The 17,060-nt window shown below is 57.8% G+C and carries 15 protein-coding genes and 1 pseudogene; 13 read left to right on the forward strand and 3 right to left on the reverse strand.

Features of this window, described 5'->3' with window-relative positions:
* Positions 1-366: pseudogene (locus FRC96_RS08020) on the reverse strand (hypothetical protein); the annotation flags it as partial.
* A 140-nt stretch (positions 367-506) separates the two neighbouring features.
* Positions 507-2,336 carry an RCC1 domain-containing protein gene (locus FRC96_RS08025; RefSeq protein ID WP_146973986.1) on the reverse strand — a complete coding sequence of 610 codons (1,830 nt, stop codon included), beginning with the start codon at positions 2,334-2,336 and terminating at the stop codon, positions 507-509.
* 644 nt (positions 2,337-2,980) lie between these two features.
* On the opposite strand from FRC96_RS08025, the gene FRC96_RS08030 reads away from it, so the two are divergent.
* Positions 2,981-3,985, forward strand: a complete 1,005-nt coding sequence (locus FRC96_RS08030; RefSeq protein WP_146973987.1) for a virulence RhuM family protein — start codon at positions 2,981-2,983, stop codon at positions 3,983-3,985.
* Between the two features lie 30 nt (positions 3,986-4,015).
* On the opposite strand, the gene FRC96_RS08035 is transcribed toward FRC96_RS08030, so the two are convergent.
* The gene (locus tag FRC96_RS08035; protein ID WP_146973988.1) at positions 4,016-4,243 is read right to left on the reverse strand and encodes a hypothetical protein; all 228 of its coding nucleotides are present in this window, start codon (positions 4,241-4,243) and stop codon (positions 4,016-4,018) included.
* Positions 4,244-4,653: 410 nt separating this feature from the next.
* On the opposite strand from FRC96_RS08035, the gene FRC96_RS08040 reads away from it, so the two are divergent.
* The 12 genes from FRC96_RS08040 to FRC96_RS08095 all read left to right on the forward strand — a co-directional run bounded on the left by FRC96_RS08040 (position 4,654) and on the right by FRC96_RS08095 (position 17,015).
* Entirely contained in the window at positions 4,654-4,938 is a 285-nt protein-coding gene (locus FRC96_RS08040) for a DUF6036 family nucleotidyltransferase (protein ID WP_146973989.1), read from the forward strand.
* Between the two features lie 3 nt (positions 4,939-4,941).
* Positions 4,942-5,193, forward strand: a complete 252-nt coding sequence (locus tag FRC96_RS08045) for a hypothetical protein (protein ID WP_146973990.1) — start codon at positions 4,942-4,944, stop codon at positions 5,191-5,193.
* Positions 5,183-5,872: a hypothetical protein gene (locus FRC96_RS08050; RefSeq protein ID WP_146973991.1), complete on the forward strand. Its 690-nt coding sequence runs from the start codon at positions 5,183-5,185 to the stop codon at positions 5,870-5,872. The genes FRC96_RS08045 and FRC96_RS08050 overlap by 11 nt, the downstream gene beginning before the upstream one ends.
* Positions 5,873-6,232: 360 nt before the next feature.
* On the forward strand, positions 6,233-8,569 hold the full coding sequence (locus FRC96_RS08055) for a DUF4268 domain-containing protein (RefSeq protein ID WP_230470005.1): 2,337 nt from the start codon (positions 6,233-6,235) through the stop codon (positions 8,567-8,569).
* A gap of 161 nt (positions 8,570-8,730) precedes the next feature.
* Positions 8,731-8,922, forward strand: coding sequence for a YodC family protein (locus FRC96_RS22735; RefSeq protein ID WP_146973992.1), 192 nt, complete (start codon positions 8,731-8,733; stop codon positions 8,920-8,922).
* Positions 8,919-9,191, forward strand: coding sequence for a DUF6953 family protein (locus FRC96_RS08065; RefSeq protein ID WP_146973993.1), 273 nt, complete (start codon positions 8,919-8,921; stop codon positions 9,189-9,191). The genes FRC96_RS22735 and FRC96_RS08065 overlap by 4 nt, the downstream gene beginning before the upstream one ends.
* A 167-nt stretch (positions 9,192-9,358) precedes the next feature.
* Positions 9,359-10,879: an SAVED domain-containing protein gene (locus FRC96_RS08070; protein ID WP_146973994.1), complete on the forward strand. Its 1,521-nt coding sequence runs from the start codon at positions 9,359-9,361 to the stop codon at positions 10,877-10,879.
* Positions 10,880-10,910: 31 nt separating this feature from the next.
* Positions 10,911-12,056: an SMODS domain-containing nucleotidyltransferase gene (locus FRC96_RS08075; RefSeq protein WP_146974022.1), complete on the forward strand. Its 1,146-nt coding sequence runs from the start codon at positions 10,911-10,913 to the stop codon at positions 12,054-12,056.
* Between the two features lie 13 nt (positions 12,057-12,069).
* Positions 12,070-13,875 (forward strand): HesA/MoeB/ThiF family protein, encoded by a 1,806-nt coding sequence (locus FRC96_RS08080; protein ID WP_230470007.1) that lies wholly within the window; start codon positions 12,070-12,072, stop codon positions 13,873-13,875.
* Positions 13,872-14,423: a Mov34/MPN/PAD-1 family protein gene (locus tag FRC96_RS08085; RefSeq protein ID WP_146973996.1), complete on the forward strand. Its 552-nt coding sequence runs from the start codon at positions 13,872-13,874 to the stop codon at positions 14,421-14,423. Before FRC96_RS08080 ends, FRC96_RS08085 begins: the two co-directional genes overlap by 4 nt.
* Positions 14,424-14,670: 247 nt before the next feature.
* Complete coding sequence (locus tag FRC96_RS21930; RefSeq protein ID WP_230470008.1) at positions 14,671-15,468, forward strand: hypothetical protein; 798 nt, start codon at positions 14,671-14,673, stop codon at positions 15,466-15,468.
* Positions 15,469-16,133: 665 nt separating this feature from the next.
* Positions 16,134-17,015 (forward strand): hypothetical protein, encoded by an 882-nt coding sequence (locus tag FRC96_RS08095; RefSeq protein ID WP_146973997.1) that lies wholly within the window; start codon positions 16,134-16,136, stop codon positions 17,013-17,015.
* The last annotated feature ends 45 nt before the right edge of the window (positions 17,016-17,060 follow it).

Below are 17,060 nucleotides of genomic sequence, written 5' to 3' on the forward strand. Positions count from 1 at the left end.
CGTCCAGCTGCCCTCCTGGTCAAGCTCCGCAAGCGTCAGCACGATCGACTCGCCACACCCCTCCAACTCCCACGGCTCGCCGCCCTCCAGGGTCAGGGTGCAGGCGCTGATCTCGCAGCCTGCCGGCGCGCAGCTGGCGGTGAACGCCGCGCTGCCCTCGGACTCGCCAAGCACGAAAGGCCCCTCGCCGCCCGTGAGCTCCAGGGTGAGCTCGGGCGGGGCGGTGTCGGTGTCTGGGCCGACGTCGTCGGTGTCACCTGCGTCCGGATCGCCGGTGTCGGTGTCGGTCGGCGAGGCGACATCTTCGGGACCACATCCCCAGGTTGCTAGCAAAAATACAGCAATAAATATCCGAACATACAGCATGGTATTGCCCTCCCGTTACCACGTTGGGTGAGTGTAAATGGTCAGTGTCTGTAAGATTTTCAAGTCAGGTTGGTGCGCCGGCTCTCGGGACGGGCACAAGACCCGCCCCTACGGATTGGAAAAACGCGAAAGGCCAGATTTTAGCGCGCAAACGCCCAGTCCACCTCGGCGGGTGTGGCGCCGCCCAACCCGCTGCGGCCGAGCTGGCCGACGAGATTGTATCCCCAGCAGTAGAGCGTGCCGCCGGCGATGCCGCAGGTGTGCTCATTGCCGGCAGAGATGGCGGTCCAGTCGGTATGGCCGCCGCTTACCGCGTTGGGGACGGTATTGGCTTCGTTGTGACCGAGCTTGCCGCGGTTGTCATCGCCCCAACAATACGCCACCCCATCGGCCACCGCGCAGGTGTGGTTGGTACCGGCGGAGATGTGCTGGGCGTCGGGGAGGTTGGAGACAGCGGCCACAAATGTTGAATCGGTATGGCCCAGCTGACCGGAGGTGCTGTTGCCCCAGCAGTAGGGTTTCATATCGCCGGAGACCTCGACGGTGGCGCAGGAGTGGGAGCCGCCAGCGGTGATGAGCAACGTCTCATAAATCGAAGTTGAAACGGGGTTGCCAACTTCAGACACACCACTTCCGCTTGCAGGAATACCATCCAACCGCCCATTGGCCGCATTGCCCCAACACCACCCATTGGCGTTTTCTTGAGTCACCGCACAGGTATGCGCCGCGCCGGCGTCCACGGCCACGAAAGCGTCGATGCCCCCATCCAGCGTGACCTGCACGCGCCCCTCGGAGGTGGGGCCGGGGCCGAGTTGGTCGGTCTCATCACGCCCCCAACAATCGAGCCCAAAAGCACTATCAATTGCGCAAGAGTGGGCGTCGCCTGCAGCGACCTGCGTCCAGTTGGCCTCATTGCCCACACGCTCGGGTGCCATAAACGAGCCCGAGCCGCTTATCTGCGGGGCGACCTGACCGGCGCCGTTGCTTCCCCAACACCACAAACTCCCATCCACCTGCACCCCGCAGGTATGCTGCCCGCCGGCGGCGACCCTCTGCCAGAGCGCGTCACCCACCCGCGTCGGCACGTTTCGCTGGTTGCTATCCCCCACGCCCAGCTCGCCGCTGCTATTATTTCCCCAGCACCACAACGAACCGTCGTCCAGAATCCCGCAGCTATGGTTCGCCCCGGCGCTCACCTCGACCCAGGTGGGAGGCTCATAGATAAAGGTGTAGCGCTGCTCTTCGAGGCAATGCTCCACGTTGGTGTCGGTGGCACATGCGCTCAACACGATCGTGACCTCGGCGGCGTCATCGGGAAGCTCCAGCTCGGTGCAATCCAACGCCGCACCCTCCTCATCTTCGCAGCGGTGCGTGACCTCACACGACTCGTCGCGCGAGCAAAAGCTCTGAAGCTCCGGCGGGTAGCTATACGCGACCGTCTCGCCAGCCTCGTAGCCCTGAAGCCCGGCCTCAAAGGCAAAAAGCACCTCAAAGGTGGCCGACGTGCTCTCCTGCTGATCGCCCAAAACGGCGTCGACGCTCAGCGTCCAGCTTCCCTCCCGATCCAGGACGTCGGTCCCCAGCACCATCGACTCGCCGCAATCATCGAGCGCTTGCGCTGCCTCGTCCTCAAACGCCAACGCACAGGTGAGCTCGCAGCCCTCGGGCGCGCATGACGCATCGAAGCTCAGCGTGTCGGTGGCCTCGTCGATGACAAAAGATTCCTCGCCGCCCGTGAGTTCCAGGGTGAGCTCGGGCGGGGTGGTGTCGGTGTCTGGGCCGACGTCGTCGGTGTCACCTACGTCCGGATCGCCGGTGTCGGTGTCGGTGTCGGGGAGGTCAGTGTCGCCCGCATCATCGCCTTCGACATCCGGCACACACTCTTCACAATAGGAGGTATCGACGGCAAAGATACAACCGCTCAAGTTGGCAGAAAAAAGCGCAAGAATTGCGACAAAACGTCGAGTCATGGCAGGGCCCTCCCGCGTACCACTTCAGGTTGATGTGAAGGCTCAATGATTAGCCGAGGAGGGCGCGGAATGCAACGCGCTAGATGTTGGGGGTTGTTGCGGGGGACCGCACGAGCCCGACTGCGGCGCCGTCCTAAAAGAGCGCCACCGGTTGGGCGAGGTCCCGAAGTCGTTGGACGTTTCACCTGAGAACTGGAGGTAAGGGGGCTGAGTTGGGGGACTCGGGCGCCGAGAGCGGCAGCTAAGGGGGCTGAGCCGCGGCTCTGGGTATCGAGAACGCCGGCTAAGGGGGCTGAGCTACGGGACTCGGGTGTCGAGATCGAGAGCTAAGCGCGCCGAGTTGTGGATCTGGGTGTCGAGAACGCCAGCTAAGGAGGCTGAGTGGTGGGTCTTGGGTGTCGAGAACGCCAGCTAAGGGGACTGAGCTGTGGGACTCGGGTGTCGAGAACGCCAGCTAAGGGTGCTGAGTTGCGGATCTGGGTGTCGAGATCGGCAGCTAAGGGGGCTGAGTTGCGGATCTGGGCGTCGAGATTGTGAGCGAAGGGCGCGGCGAGCTAAGGTCGGGCGTCCGTGGCGTCGCGGAGGTTCGCGGCGTTGACGCGAGCGTGACACGGCACGTTTCGATTCTTCGACGAGGTGACACCATGAGCGATCATTCGCCAGCCGAGCTTATTTTCTACGAGACGGCTGAAGGCAAGGTGCGCGTTGAGGTTTATCATGAGGATGAGACCTTCTGGCTCAGCATCAACCAGATGGCGGCTCTGTTCGGGGTCGATAAGTCCGGGATAAGCCGCCACTTAAAGAACATTTTTGAGGGCGGTGAGCTGACAAAAGAGGCAGTTGTTGCAAAATTTGCAACAACTGCCGACGACGGCAAAACCTACCAGGTAGATTACTACAACCTCGACGCGATCATCTCCGTCGGCTACCGCGTCAACAGCTCCCAGGCGACCCGTTTCCGTATCTGGGCGACGAACACGCTGCGGGAGTTTATCGTCAAGGGCTTTGTGCTCGATGATGAGCGTCTCAAGCTCAACCGGCGCTTTGGCAAGGACTACTTCGACGAGCTTCTGGAGCGGATTCGGGAGATCCGGGCCAGTGAGCGGCGTTTTTATCTAAAAATCACCGACATCTACGAGCAGTGCAGCGTCGACTACGATAAGAACGCGGCGATGACGAAGACCTTTTTCAAAACGGTGCAGAACAAGCTGCACTGGGCGGTCACCGGCAAGACAGCCGCCGAGATCATCGCTGAGCGCGCCGACGCCGACAAACCCTCGGTGGGGCTTACCACCTGGAAGAACGCGCCGGACGGGAAGGTCATCAAACGCGATGTGAGCGTCGCAAAAAACTACCTGATCGAGACCGAGATCAAAGAGCTGGAGCGCATCGTCTCCATGTACCTCGATTACGCCGAGAACCAGGCCGCTCGCCAGCGGCCGATGAAGATGGCCGACTGGATCAAAAAGCTCGACGCGTTTCTGGAGTTCAACGAGTACGAGGTTTTGACGAATGCCGGGAAGGTCTCTGCGAAAGTGGCAAAGGCGCTGGCCGAGGAGGAGTATTCGAAGTTCCGGGTTCGGCAGGATCGGGAGTTTGAGAGTGATTTTGAGCGGGAGGTGAAGCGGGTGCGGGGGAAGGGGGATTGAGTCGTGTGGCGAGGATGTAAAAGGGCTCGCTCATTCGACGGACCGCAGCGCTTCGAGGAGCTCCTCCTCACTTTCATCGCCCGGCCAGGTGCCAAAAAACGCGGACACGCCCGAGGACGCATCTTGCGGTGTCATCTGCATGACGGGCGCGTTTCGCAGCGCTACCGGTGTGGCTTCGAAGACGCTGTCACTGTCGCTCGCTGCAGTGATGAACTCGTCTTTCGCGCCGCCCATCAACCTCAGGTTGTGTTTGATCATAAATACCTCCTTGCCTGGCCGCCGCCTGCGTCACGCGTGCTCTGGCACGAACCCTTCGCCGGTCAACTAGAAACGCGCCTGGCGAGGTGACTATGCCACGGGATGGGGGCTGGCTGCACCTCGGCGAAGAACTCTCGCCAATGCTCGGTTGGGCTTCGGTGTTGTCCGGAATCGGACCGTTGCCCCATCGGGGCAACGCGTGCCTTTGAGACAACACGCCATTTACATTACACCGGTGAACACCACACCCTCTCCGCTATTTCTTCACCCCCTCTCTCTGTGCCTTCATACGTATTACCTGCACGCAGGCCTTTTGCGCTGAAGCACGTGCGGTGGTGTGTGTTGACGGGATAGAGGCGGGAAGTACCTTAGAGTGGTATCGGTTATACCAATACCTCAGGAGGACCGCCGTGTTGCCTCGCCCCACCATCGAAGCCTTTGATATCTGGCTTGCCGATCGTTCGCTGCGACTCGATGCGATTGTGATCGGTGGCTCTGCGTTGGCATTGCTGGGCGTAACGAACCGGCAGACGCGAGATTTTGATATTCTGCATCCGGAACTCCCGGAGGCGATCAACTCGGCTGCGCGTGAATTCGCGTCGCATCTTCGCCGCGAGGATGTGGAACTCTCCGATGACTGGCTCAATAACGGGCCGATGCAGCTCGCCGAAGTCTTACCAAATGGCTGGCGATAGCGTGTGCAGGTTGCATTCGAGGGAGAAGCACTCACCCTGACAACGCTCGGCCGTGCGGACCTTCTCAAAACCAAACTCTTCGAGCTGTGTGACCGTGGTACCGATCTGGCGGATTGCATCGCGCTGGCCCCGACCGCCGAGGAGTTGGATGAAGCGCAGCCCTGGCTCGAAGAGCAAGACGCCCATCCGCAGTGGTCTGACCACGTCCGTGCAACACTCCACGATCTTCGAGCGAGGCTCGACCATGGCATTTAGTCGAAGCACGATGCTCAGCGAACGTCCCGACGACGCTTCGCTGACCCGCGATATGGTGGGGATCGGCATGAACTTCGCCGGCGACGCCAACCCCGATGCGCCGATCGAAGAGACACTCGTGTTCGCCACCGAGGTCGGTATGGAAAACCACGACTTTCGCGTGCTGGCCGTGCTCACGACCTGGATTAATGTCCACCAGAAACACATCAACGTCGACCGCCTCGCGCGCTGCGTTGACGAACATCCCTCCCAGCGCGTGCTCGCCTACTGGGCGGCGGTCGCAATGTGGCTCAAAAAGGATCGGCGCTTTGCGCGATTTGCAAAACTCTATGAGGGCCCTGCGCTGGATCTCATGCCCGTTGGAACCGACTTCCAGATCGAACGCCGCGGAGAAGACGCGCGTTTTGAAAGTTCACCTTTACGCGTCCCTGCTGGAACCCTGCGCGACCGTGCCGCCGATGTGCTCTCCCCCGAGGCGCTGGTTCGTCAGCACGCCGGCTATCGAAACCGCGTGCGGATGGGCCCCTCCTGGCGCGCCGACGTGTGGACGGTGCTGGAGCACGACCCCGAGCTGAACGCCGCCGAGGCAGCGCGACGCGCGGGATGCTCCTTTGCGACGGCGTGGCGGGTGGTGGAGGATTTTCGGGTGTTGCAGAGTGGCGAGGTGAGGTTGGGGTAGGTGCGGTGGCGCGGAACGCGAGTGGTGACATAAACGAGAGCCCCATTCCCCCAAACAACCTGTTGATGCAAACGAGCGCTCGTGTGTTGTCCGATCGTGCCCTGTTGCACGACCGGGGCAACATGCCCCTTTGAGGCAACACGCCCACCCAATCCCCACCGCCCCCCAACTTCCCCACTGGGCAGCCTACCGCGTCTCTGGTAAAGAGTTGTATCTAAGTTCGGCGTTGTAGCCACCACACCATGCATGCCTGGGGAGTCGTCGTGCGGCGCCCCACGCGCTGCTGCCGCAACCTCGCGTGCCTTTCCGGGCGCGGCGAGTGGGTCTTGTGAGCGCGGGTGAGGGTTGACCGGAGGGATCATGACCAAACGCATTGAAGGCCGCGCCCGCACCGTCCGCGAGCTGCTCGACGGGGCGCGCTACACGATCGACTTCTACCAGCGCGAGTACGCCTGGCAGGAGCGTCAGGTGCGTGAACTTATCGACGACCTCAGCGGCAAGTTTCTGGACTTCTATCAGCCAGAACACGCTCGCCGCGCGGTGGCCGACTACGGGCATTATTTTCTGGGGTCGATCGTCATCAGCCATAAGCGCGGGCAGCGCTTTATTGTGGACGGGCAGCAGCGCCTGACCACGCTCTCGTTGTTGCTGATCTTTTTGAACCATCAGCAGCGCGGCATCGAGGGCGCGGTCGATGTCACGAAGCTCATTTATTCGGAGCGTTTTGGCACCAAAGACTTCAACCTGGCGGTGCCCGAGCGTGAAGGCGTGATGCAAACGCTGCTGGAGGGCGGCTCGCCCAACCTCCACGACGCGAGCGAGTCGGTGGTGACGATCGCGCGGCGCTACGAGAACATCGGCGACCATTTTCCCGAAGAGATCTCTGGCGAGGTGCTGCCCTATTTTGTGGACTGGCTCCTGGAGAACGTGCACCTCGTGGAGATCGAGGCGTACAAGGACGAAGACGCCTACACGATCTTTGAGACGATGAACGACCGCGGCCTCTCGCTAAGCCTTGCCGAGATGCTCAAGGGCTACGTGCTCGCCAATATCACCCATGAGGAGGACCAGCGGGCGGTCAACACCACCTGGAAGGCCCATATGCAGGCCTTTAAAGAGTTCGGTGACGACGAGGACATCGACTTCTTTAAAAACTGGCTGCGCGCCCGCTACGCCGAGACGATTCGCCCGGGCAAAAAGGGCGCCGAGAACAAAGACTATGAGCGCATCGGCTCGGAGTTTCATCGTTGGGTGCGCGACCAGCGGGAGCGCATGGGCCTGAAAGGCTCGGAGAGTTTTGTGCGCTTTGTGCAGCGTGACCTGAACTTCTACGGCAAATACGCGCTCGCCATCCGCAAGGCATCGACCACGGTCACCAAGGGCTGGGAGTCCATCTACTACAACGAAGACCGCGGCTTCACACTCCAACACCAGGCCCTACTCGCCGCACTTCACCCGAGCGATTCCGACGCGGTGGTACGCCAGAAGGTGCGCCTGGTCGCGGACTTCCTCGACATCTGGCTTGCGCGCCGCGTGTGGAACTTCCGCACAATTGCCTACTCCTCGGTCAAATACACGCTCTTCATGCTCACCCGCGAGCTGCGCCACCGAAACGTGCAGGAGCTCTCCGCCTTCTTACGCGAGCAGCTCGACGCCCAGGCCGAAACCTTCGTCACCCAGCCGCGCCTGCGCCTGCATAATCAAAACTACCGCCAGATCCGCCACATCCTCGCGCGCCTTACCCACTGGGTCGACGCCCAATGCGGCCTTGCCTGCCACTTCGAAGACCTCGTCTCCCAGGGCCGCGCGCGCCCCTTCGAAATCGAACATATCTGGGCCGACGATTACGACCGCTTCGCCGACGACTTTGCCCACCCCGCCGACTTCGACGTCGAGCGCAACCGCCTGGGCGGCCTGCTCCTCCTCCAACGCGGCCTCAACCAGAGCCTCGGCGACGCCACCTTTGAGGCCAAACGCGACGCCTACGTCACCCAGGGCGAGTCGATGCTGGCGAGGAGCCTGCACCCGGCGGCGTATGCGAAAAGCCCGGGTTTCCGCGCGCTGCGCGAGCACACCGGTCTGGCGTTTAAGCCCTACGAGAGCTTCGGCCCCGAGGCCCAGGCCGAGCGGCAGGAGTTGTATATAAGGATTGCGGAGTGGGTGTGGAATCCGAGTCGGTTGGAGGTGGATGGGGTGGAGAGGGCTCCGGTGCATGGGGAGATTGTCGACCTGGAGGCCAAAGGACGGGCATCGGACGCGGGCAGCCGTCCGGATAGCCCAAATGTGCGCTATAAGTTCTGGGAGGTGCTTCTGCCGGTTGCAAAGGCGCGGCACGACCTGCACCAGAACATCTCGCCTGGCCAGAATCACTGGCTCGGCGCGCGCCGCCACGGCCAGTGGTGGAACTACGTCGTGCTCACCGACGAAACACGCACGGAGCTTTACATCGACAGCCTGGACGCCGCCGACAACAAGGCGGTTTTCGACGCACTCTATGCCGAGCGCGAGGCGATCGAAGCGGCGTTTGGCGACAGCCTGTTATGGCAGCGTCTCGACGACAAACGCGCGTCGCGCATCAGCTACACCGTCCCTGGCGGATGGGCGGACGAAGCTCGGTGGGGCGAGGTGGCTGGGAGGGCGGTAGGGGCGATGGAGCGGTTGTATGGGGAGAGGGTTGGGGCGTTGGAGGGGCTGTGACGTAGGTTGTATATAAAGGTGAGCGGTTTGTATAGAATGATCGTTGTTCGAAAGTAGCACGTTCATGTTTTGAAGGGGAGTTCAGACAGTGTTGACTTTTCGACGTGTGTTCGTAGACTAGGGTATGTCTGTAAGTCAACGCTCAATCGAGAGGAAGAGTTGTGAAAGAAGCAAGGTTTAAGGCCGGAGATATTGTAGTTTTGAAGTCTGGTGGCCCAAAGATGACGATTCAAGAGGATTCTAATCGCCCACCTCACAGATACGAGTGTAAATGGTTTTCCGGAAGTAAAGTTCAAAGAGACTGGTTTGCTGAAGAGTCCCTTGCGTACCCTGGCGACGAGAAGCCTAAATGAAAATATGCGATGGAGATGTTGCGGCATGGATGGTCGAAAAACTTGCAGCGGACTCTGTATTGCACCAAGATGAAGCTGCTACGATAATAAAAGTTCGTTTTGGTGACGGTTTTGTATATATAAATGAAAATGGGAATTTAGGGATTTCAAAGTCTGTCCTTCGGGTGTTTCGCCGGCTGACCATGCCCGACGTAGTTTGGGATCGGGGAGAGCGTTATTGGCGTTATAAGCATGACTATGAAAAAAATAGCAATCGGTCGATGAAGTGAGTAAAGATGGGTGAGTTATATTAAAGTGTAGGGGAGGGTGAAGTTGCGTTTCAATTCTGTTGAGCGGTTGATTTTAACGTTTGTTAGATTGGTGGGATATTGATTTTTGTTGAGCGCGTTAAACTCTAAAAAACAAAGGGTATATTAAATTATGCCCGGGAGGAGTAATGGCTATAGGTCAAGTAGGTGCGCGAGTAGAAGGAGATGTTTATCAGGGATTGTTTTTTTGGAAACAGGCTGCTGATCTTTTGCGTCCAAATTCTTTGGTCGAGCGAGTTGTGCTTGAGCATGATGAAGCAGCTGGAGTTGATGATGTAGCAGTGTTTTTCCGCGATCCGGGCGTGAACGCTGGCGGTGTAATGATACGCGCCGACTATTATCAACTGAAATATCATGTCGATAATCGCAATTCGTATAGCTCCGACGTCCTCATAGAACCGGTGTCTGCTAAGGCCAAATCTTCATTGCTTCAGCGTTTTTATAAGGCCTATTCTGATTTAATTTCACATAATGCAAATTTTCGACTTCATCTCGCGTCAAATTGGAGTTGGAAGAATGATGACAAACTAGCCTGCCGACTTCGGGAAGATGGAGCATTACCCCAAAAGTTTTTTGACGACGGACCACGCGGGGATTTTGGAAAGATTCGGGAGAAGTGGCGGGCCCACCTTGAAATAGATGACGAGTCTTTTAGGTCCTTTGCCAAGACACTGCGATTTCAATTAAACCATTTTGGTCGCCGAGAATTTAAATCTTACGTTTATGCCACTCTCGAGGCGGCCGGCCTAAAAGTACCGAGCGCTGATCGAGCTGCTTGCCCTTACGAGAGTTTAATCCAACAGTTCCTGATGGACGGCCCTAATTCTTTCGATAGGTCGACTTTTAGAACTTTGTGCAAGCGTGAGGGCTTGTTGGTTGATGAGTCAAGTCACAAACCAACACTATATACGATCGGAGTCCGTAGTTTTGTGCGCTTTGCCGAGAGGCTTGAATCCGAGGTCAACGAGTTTGTATGTGTTTCGCATAACTTCGACGGCCGACTTTTGGCGTCCGACGGTACTTGGAGCGCCGGCGCATCAAGCATATCGACGTTTTTGGCTGACGCCGATCGCCGTGTGAGGCTTCGCGGCGTCCCATCGGTGATTTCTTTGGAGTGCCACGGGTCTTTTGCTTTGTTTTCTGGGTGGGAGCTGAGCCGGAACTCCGGTGTCGACATCGCACCGATCCAGAAGCCAAGTCTAGAGATCTGGCGATCCACCACAAACGTTATGCACGATGATTCATGGACAGTCGAGATCATCGAATGCGAGGATGATTACGCCGACGTCGCTGTCTGCCTTTCTGTTACTCACGATATAAGTTGCGCTGTTAAGGAGTTTTTGTTGACGGCAGAGGGGCCTGATGTAAATCGCATTGCATTTGTTAGCCCTCATAGCGGTCCGTCCCCACAGAGCATTGAAGGGGCTGGTCATGCTTATTGGTTGGCTAGTCAAATCCCGGCTATTCTCACTCGAATTCGTCCAACCCGAACAACTCGTGTTCACCTTTTCTTCGCGTGTCCCAATGCGTTAATGTTCTTTATCGGACAGCACCGCGATGCCCTGGGCCCGTTGGCATTATATGAGTTCGATTTCGGTATCGAACGAGATGGCACTTACCAATTCTCGTTCGCGCTACCATTAGCCTAAAGAGTTAATGTAAACTTCAGAGAGGGTTATGATGATTTTGAAGACTGATTTTGAAGCTTTCTTGAAAGACATTCGCCCGACTGCTTCGATGCGTGAAGACTTGATTAAAGGGCACAAGACATTCCGCGAACGGCTGAAGGGGGACGAAAGCCTCAAGCCAATACTCGTCAGTGACTTCCTACAGGGAAGCTACCGAAGGTATACCGCGGTGCGGCCTAAAGGCGACAAGCGTTCGGACGTAGACATTATCGTCGTAACGAATCTTGACGAAAATGAGTATACACCGAAGAAGGCGTTGGATCTCTTTGAGCCGTTCCTCGACAAGCACTACAAAGGAAAGTGGCGCCCGCAGGGAAGGTCGTTCGGTATCGAGCTTAGTTATGTGGAACTTGACATCGTGCTGACGTCCGCTCCAGCCGAGCAAGAGTACGGAATTCTGCAATCCGACTCAGTTATTTATAGCGGAGATATCTTAGAGCCTCGGGAGCTGCAAGAGTGGCGGCTGCACCGCGCTTGGCCGGCGCCTGAAAGGAGGTTTGTTTTGGGCAGACAGCTGACTGAGTTGCGTCTTAATCAGGCGGCTAGCGACAACGAGTGGCAGGCGCAACCCCTCCGTATCCCAGACCGCGATGCGAACGAGTGGGATGATACCCATCCTCTCGAGCAGATCCGATGGACGCGCGATAAAAATTCAAAATGCGACGGACACTTCGTCAACGTGGTGAAATGTATTAAGTGGTGGCGTCTCGAGAATTATACCGAGCCGAATCACCCCAAAGGCTTTCCATTAGAGCGCCTAATCGGTGAGCACTGCCCAAACGGCATCGTGTCGGTTGCCGAAGGTGTCGTGACAACACTGGAGGGGATCGTTGATAGCTACGCGGCTTTAGTACAAACAAAAAATAAGCCGCAACTTTCCGATTATGGTGTTCCGGCACACGACGTGTTCCATCGTATTTCTAGCGAGGATTTCGCGGCCTTTTACAACCAAGTGAAGAAAGGCGCGAATCTCGCACGTCAGGCTTTCGATTCTGAGGACCGGACGGAGAGCGGGAGCCTCTGGCGCGAGCTTTTCGGCTCAAAGTTTCCGAAACCGCCGAATAATGGGTCGGCGAAGACGGGGGGGTTTACACCACCCAGCAAACCTGCAACCCCCGGCTCGGGCCGCTTCGCGTGACGGAGGATGGTCAGTGAAAAAATTGCCAGAGCCGATTCAACGCGGTTTAAATCGCCTCGCGGGCGTGTCGGGAGCGACGGTTGTGTCTCTTCCTGAGTTCATGCCGACTGAAGGCGCGTGGGCGATCAAGTTATGTTTAAGTCAGACTTATTCGTCCGACTTCGTGCCGAAAGAGACGCTCTGGGTTCTTTTGGTTGATGACGTCTACCCACTTGGCCAGATCCACCTATATCCGGGGCTAAATAATAGTATCGTTCATACCTTTCCTCACCAGGATCGAAACATTAAACCGCATCGAGACGATAAAAAATGGCGAACCGGCAAGCCTTGTCTCGATAGCCCATCACAACGGCTTGGACGTATCGCAGGAGGCTCCGAGCCGACAAATGATTCAGAGGAGCGCCTACGGTGGCATGTGGAGCGCTGCTTGGCATGGCTGGATATGGCAGCAACTAAGCAATTGATGTTGGACTCCGAGCCCTTTGAGGTGCCTCAGTGCCCTTCGGAGCTTCTCAATAGCGGCATCAAGGTTGTCCATGATGAGGGGCCCGACACGTTTGACGTCTGGACTGAACGCATCGGTCGATTCGGAGAGGTTTCCTGGAACAAACTCCCTGGGTTCGAGAAGACGATCGTCGCTGAGGCATTTTTTGATACAAAAGGTGATGTGATTCGTACATGTCGGCGGGAGCTTGTAAAAACTAAAAAACGCTGGGTTGGATATTGGTGGTTATGGCCTGAGCCTGTGGTCATTCCCCCGTGGCACTCGCCGGGAACTTGGGCTGACCTCCGAAGAATTGGCGCGCGCCTCAATCTTAATGTTGATAAGTTCACTCGTTGGCTTGCGCGACGGTCCGTTGGAGAGAATACAATCATCCTCTTGATTGGATATCCCATCCCAACATCCTGGAATGGAACGGTGACTGAGATTCATTGGCAGTCAATTTTGCCACCGCCAATTCCTCAAAATGGTAAGATGCCGAAGAGAAGCCGAGGTAATTATCGGGGGCGAAGCGCGCGGATTCAGCGAAACATCTTTATTGGTAGTAGGCATCTCTCCTATCTTAATACTGAAAATTGGCACCCGGACCGATTGCAGGCGCGAGGGAAGTTGCCGAGAACGCTCCGAAAACTTCCGATCGCTATTATAGGCGCCGGTGCACTCGGATCAGCTGTTGCGGAGCTTCTGATTCGTGCGGGGAGTCTCGACATATTAATAGTTGATCATGATTCTCTTGAGGTTGGGAATCTTGTTCGGCATACACTCACCGGCGCGGAATTAAGACAAAATAAGGCCGCTGCGGTGGCCGCGAGACTGCGTGGGGCGGCTCCAATGGCTAACGTCTCATCTTTCGCGAAACAACTTCCCTCCCAGGGCACACTAAAAGACCTTCTCGATCGGTTTGATGTCATTATCGACTGTACTGGCGAGGACGAGGTTGTAAGTCGCTTAGGAGGAACGTGGTGGGGCGTGCCACGGCTCTTTCTTTCCGCCTCATTGGGATTCGCCGCCCGCCGACTCTTTCTTTACGAAGCCTGGGGGTGCTCCTTTCCGGAGGAACACTTCTTTGAGGAAATAGGCCCTTGGCTGGAAGGTGAGCGAGCCAGCTGGTCTGCAGTGGGCGAGACACTCGAAGGTGCTGGTTGTTGGTCCCCGTTGTTTCCTGCGCGAAGCGACGACGTCTGGCTCGCTGCGGTTGCAACCGTGAAACATCTGGAGCGAGCTACGAACGGTGAGTCGAAGTGTGGGCTCGATGTCCTTGAGCAATATGATGAGGGCGGCGTCGGATTTCGGCATATTGTGCAGGAGGAAGCTTGATTGTCCGCCAGCTGATCTTCGAGGATGCAGCGCAGGTGTTTCGGGTCGTGCTCGCTCAAGAAGTTATGGAAAGCATGTTCCGACTGTTCGACACCAACCCCTCACAGGAGACGGGCGGTATTTTGATTGGATCCTACTCACCTGATTATACAACTGCGACGATCGTCGAGGCGACTCCTCCTCCGACGGACTCCACGTTCGGCCGCGATTGGTTTCACCGAGGAACCGATGGGCTTGAGGAGATTCTTTTGGCGAGGTGGGATAGTGTGCCGCAAACCCATTATCTCGGCGAGTGGCACGTGCACACCGCCAACGTGCCATGGCCCTCGCCACAAGACAAAAACCAAATGAAGAGGATGGCCCGAGATCGCCGTTATCAATGCGCTCAGCCGCTGTTAATCATCTTATATCCAAAACCTGAAGGGAAATGGGGCGTCTCCTGCAGCATTTTTTCAAACGGGAAGTCTCCAGCAGATCTTCAAATTGTTGATGATGCTGAGTTTGAAGTGACTGAGTTTAGCGATGCAAAACGTTCTGGAGAAGAATAGCGAGTAACTTAATCTCAGAGTGTGGCGCTGTCTTTTGCCTCCCCACCCCACACGCCCTCTCGCCACTCCCCTTGCCACCCCCACCTCCCCCGTGGCACAACCATCTCATTCACAAACACCACGTCTCCCCCGGGGGGAGACACCGCTGCTGGTAATCCAGAACGCATCACCTGATCGCCTGTAATGGTACGGGCGAGGGCAGTCGTTCTGGGGGATGGGCGGGCACTTCCGAAAAAGGAGTGTTCTGATGTCTGAGGCCAAGTTTGATGTGACGTTGAAGGCGTGGATGGAGCGTAGCGCGGACCGGCTCAAGACGGTGGCGCCGAAGACCGAGGATCCGCATGGTCGGCGCGCGTTGGAGCTGGCGGTGGATCTGCTGGAGGGTCGTCTGGTGCCCTACAGCCAGGCGGTGCGTGAGGCGCTGGCGGAGGGCGAGGAGGCGGTTCGGGCGAGTGAGGACGTGGCGCGGGCGGAGGTGGAGGTGGAGGTGGCGTATGAGCGCCTCTACGCCACGGCGCAGGCCACGTACTACCTGGCGGTGGCGGATGCGTCGGTGGACGCGGAGCTTTTGAAGGAGCGCCTGGACCGGGGGATGCCGCTGCCGCCCTCGGCTTTTCGGGCGTTGGGAGTCGACCGGACGGGGTCGGTGATGGGCACCGCGCTGGGCTATGCCGAAGAGGCGTTGGGCGCGGAGCACCCCGTCGTGGTCGAGGCTCAGGGCGCGCAGGAGGCGTTCTCCCAGGCGCTGAAAGTCGCCGATGCCGAGAACGCCGATGCCGTCAAAGCCATGCAGAAGCTCTTTGCCGCGCGCGCCCAGGCTCGCCGCGCCTATGTGGCGGCGCGTCAGTTCGTCGATGCGGCGCTCTCGCTCGATGCCGATGCGAGCATTCGCCAGCTCATGCCGGCCATCACCACCATGTACGATTCTCGTACCGCGGCCGACCCGGTACTCGCCGACCCCACGGCGCCCGTGGCGGGTGATGTGGTGGTGAACGACGGGCCTTCGGCCGACCCGGTGCCGGTGGTGGAGCCTGTCGATGCGTGATGGGTGAGTGGTGAGAACGCGTAAGCAGGTGTGAGCGAGAAAACCCTCCGGTGAGGCCGGAGGGTTTTTTTGTGGGTGGGTTGGGCTGCTAAGCGCGCCTGGTCGGGGCGCTCGGTGTCGACGTGGAGGCGTTAAGCCTGCTTAGTCGCGGGACGTGTGACCCGAGAAGGGCCGGTAAGGACGCTAAGTTGCGGGACTGGGGACCCAGAAGCGGAGGTAAGGGTGCTGAGTCGCGGATCTGGGTGTCCAGGTCGGGGAGTTGAGCGGGCTGAGTTGGGGATCTGGGTGTCGAGGTCCGGCGCTAAGGAGGCTGAGTTGGGGATCTGGGTAGCGAGAACCGGAGCTAAGGGGGCTGAGTTGGGGGACTCGGGTGCTGAGTGGGGCGGGTAAGGGGGCGGGTAAGGGGGCGGGTGTCGAGCGTGGGAGGTAAGGGGGCGGGGTTGGGAATCCGGTTTTGTGAGTGGATGAGGCGCAGTTCCAACGCGCGGATGGTGATCCTGGGGAGGTGTTCTTCAGGCGATCGCGCTTCAGTTCCTGGCGTGTTTGTAGAGAAACCAGAGAAAGGTGGTGATTCACGATTTTACGTGTGAGAAGATGCGCTCCCTGCAAAACGAACCCTCGTCCAGGTCAAGTCTGCTTGAATGTATGAACATTATGGAGATGCAATGATTTTTGCTTATAAAAGGACCAAAGCTTTCTGTTTATTAGTGGCGTGCATGGGCTTGTCTCTATCCCACGCCGCGGGCTGCGGATCGGTTGATTCGTCCTCCAACTACGACATTTGCGATGGCAGCTCGGATCTTCGCCTTGTTTATAGAAGTATAGGCTCTGGTCTATTGTCGTCCGAAGGGCGACTGATGAGTGAACATGGTCATGATTTTTTAATGATTGATGGTGAGTGTAATTACTGGAGCTATGAGGCGTCCGGGTATATGGCGCCTGTTGTTTCTGGCTCGTTGACTGCGGAGCAGGCCGCGGCGATTTCGGCAGATCTATCGGTTGGTGACTGGGACGATTATGATGATGGCCATTACCAACAGCCGGAACATACCCATGCGTCGCGAAGTTCGTTCTGGAGCCCCGATTCCTCATTCTCCTGCAGCGGCGATTGCACGCGTCGGTTTGGCAATCAGGACGCCACCGAGATTCGCGAGAACGCTCGACATTGGATGCAGGAGTTAAATGAGAATGGCGAGTCGAATCCGCAGGCTTTTCGACTCATAGTCATCGAAGCAATTCGTGACTTCCATATTGACGTGCCACCAGCTCCTGCAGGTTTTGATCCGCAGTTGTATCTGTTTGGCGAAGACGAGTACGCGCGGTACTGTGAAGGGGACTCTCGTTATGTAACTGGCGAGGCCGTGGTGGAGCTTGCTCGTCTTCGCGAGGACTTCATGAATGGCGTGTACGGCTCCGGATTCCCCGGGATGGCGCTGGAAGGGGAGGATGGAAAGATTTTCGAGGTGTTTCTGCGTGATGCGTTGCCGCAGGAGGGAGAGGACGGATTGATTCGGGCTTTGAATGAGGATGATGACCATTGTCCGTAGTGAGGGGGTAAGGCGAAGTGCGAGGGGAGTAAGCGCGCCGAGTTT

This window comes from Lujinxingia vulgaris, from assembly GCF_007997005.1.
Classification (GTDB): domain Bacteria; phylum Myxococcota_A; class Bradymonadia; order Bradymonadales; family Bradymonadaceae; genus Lujinxingia.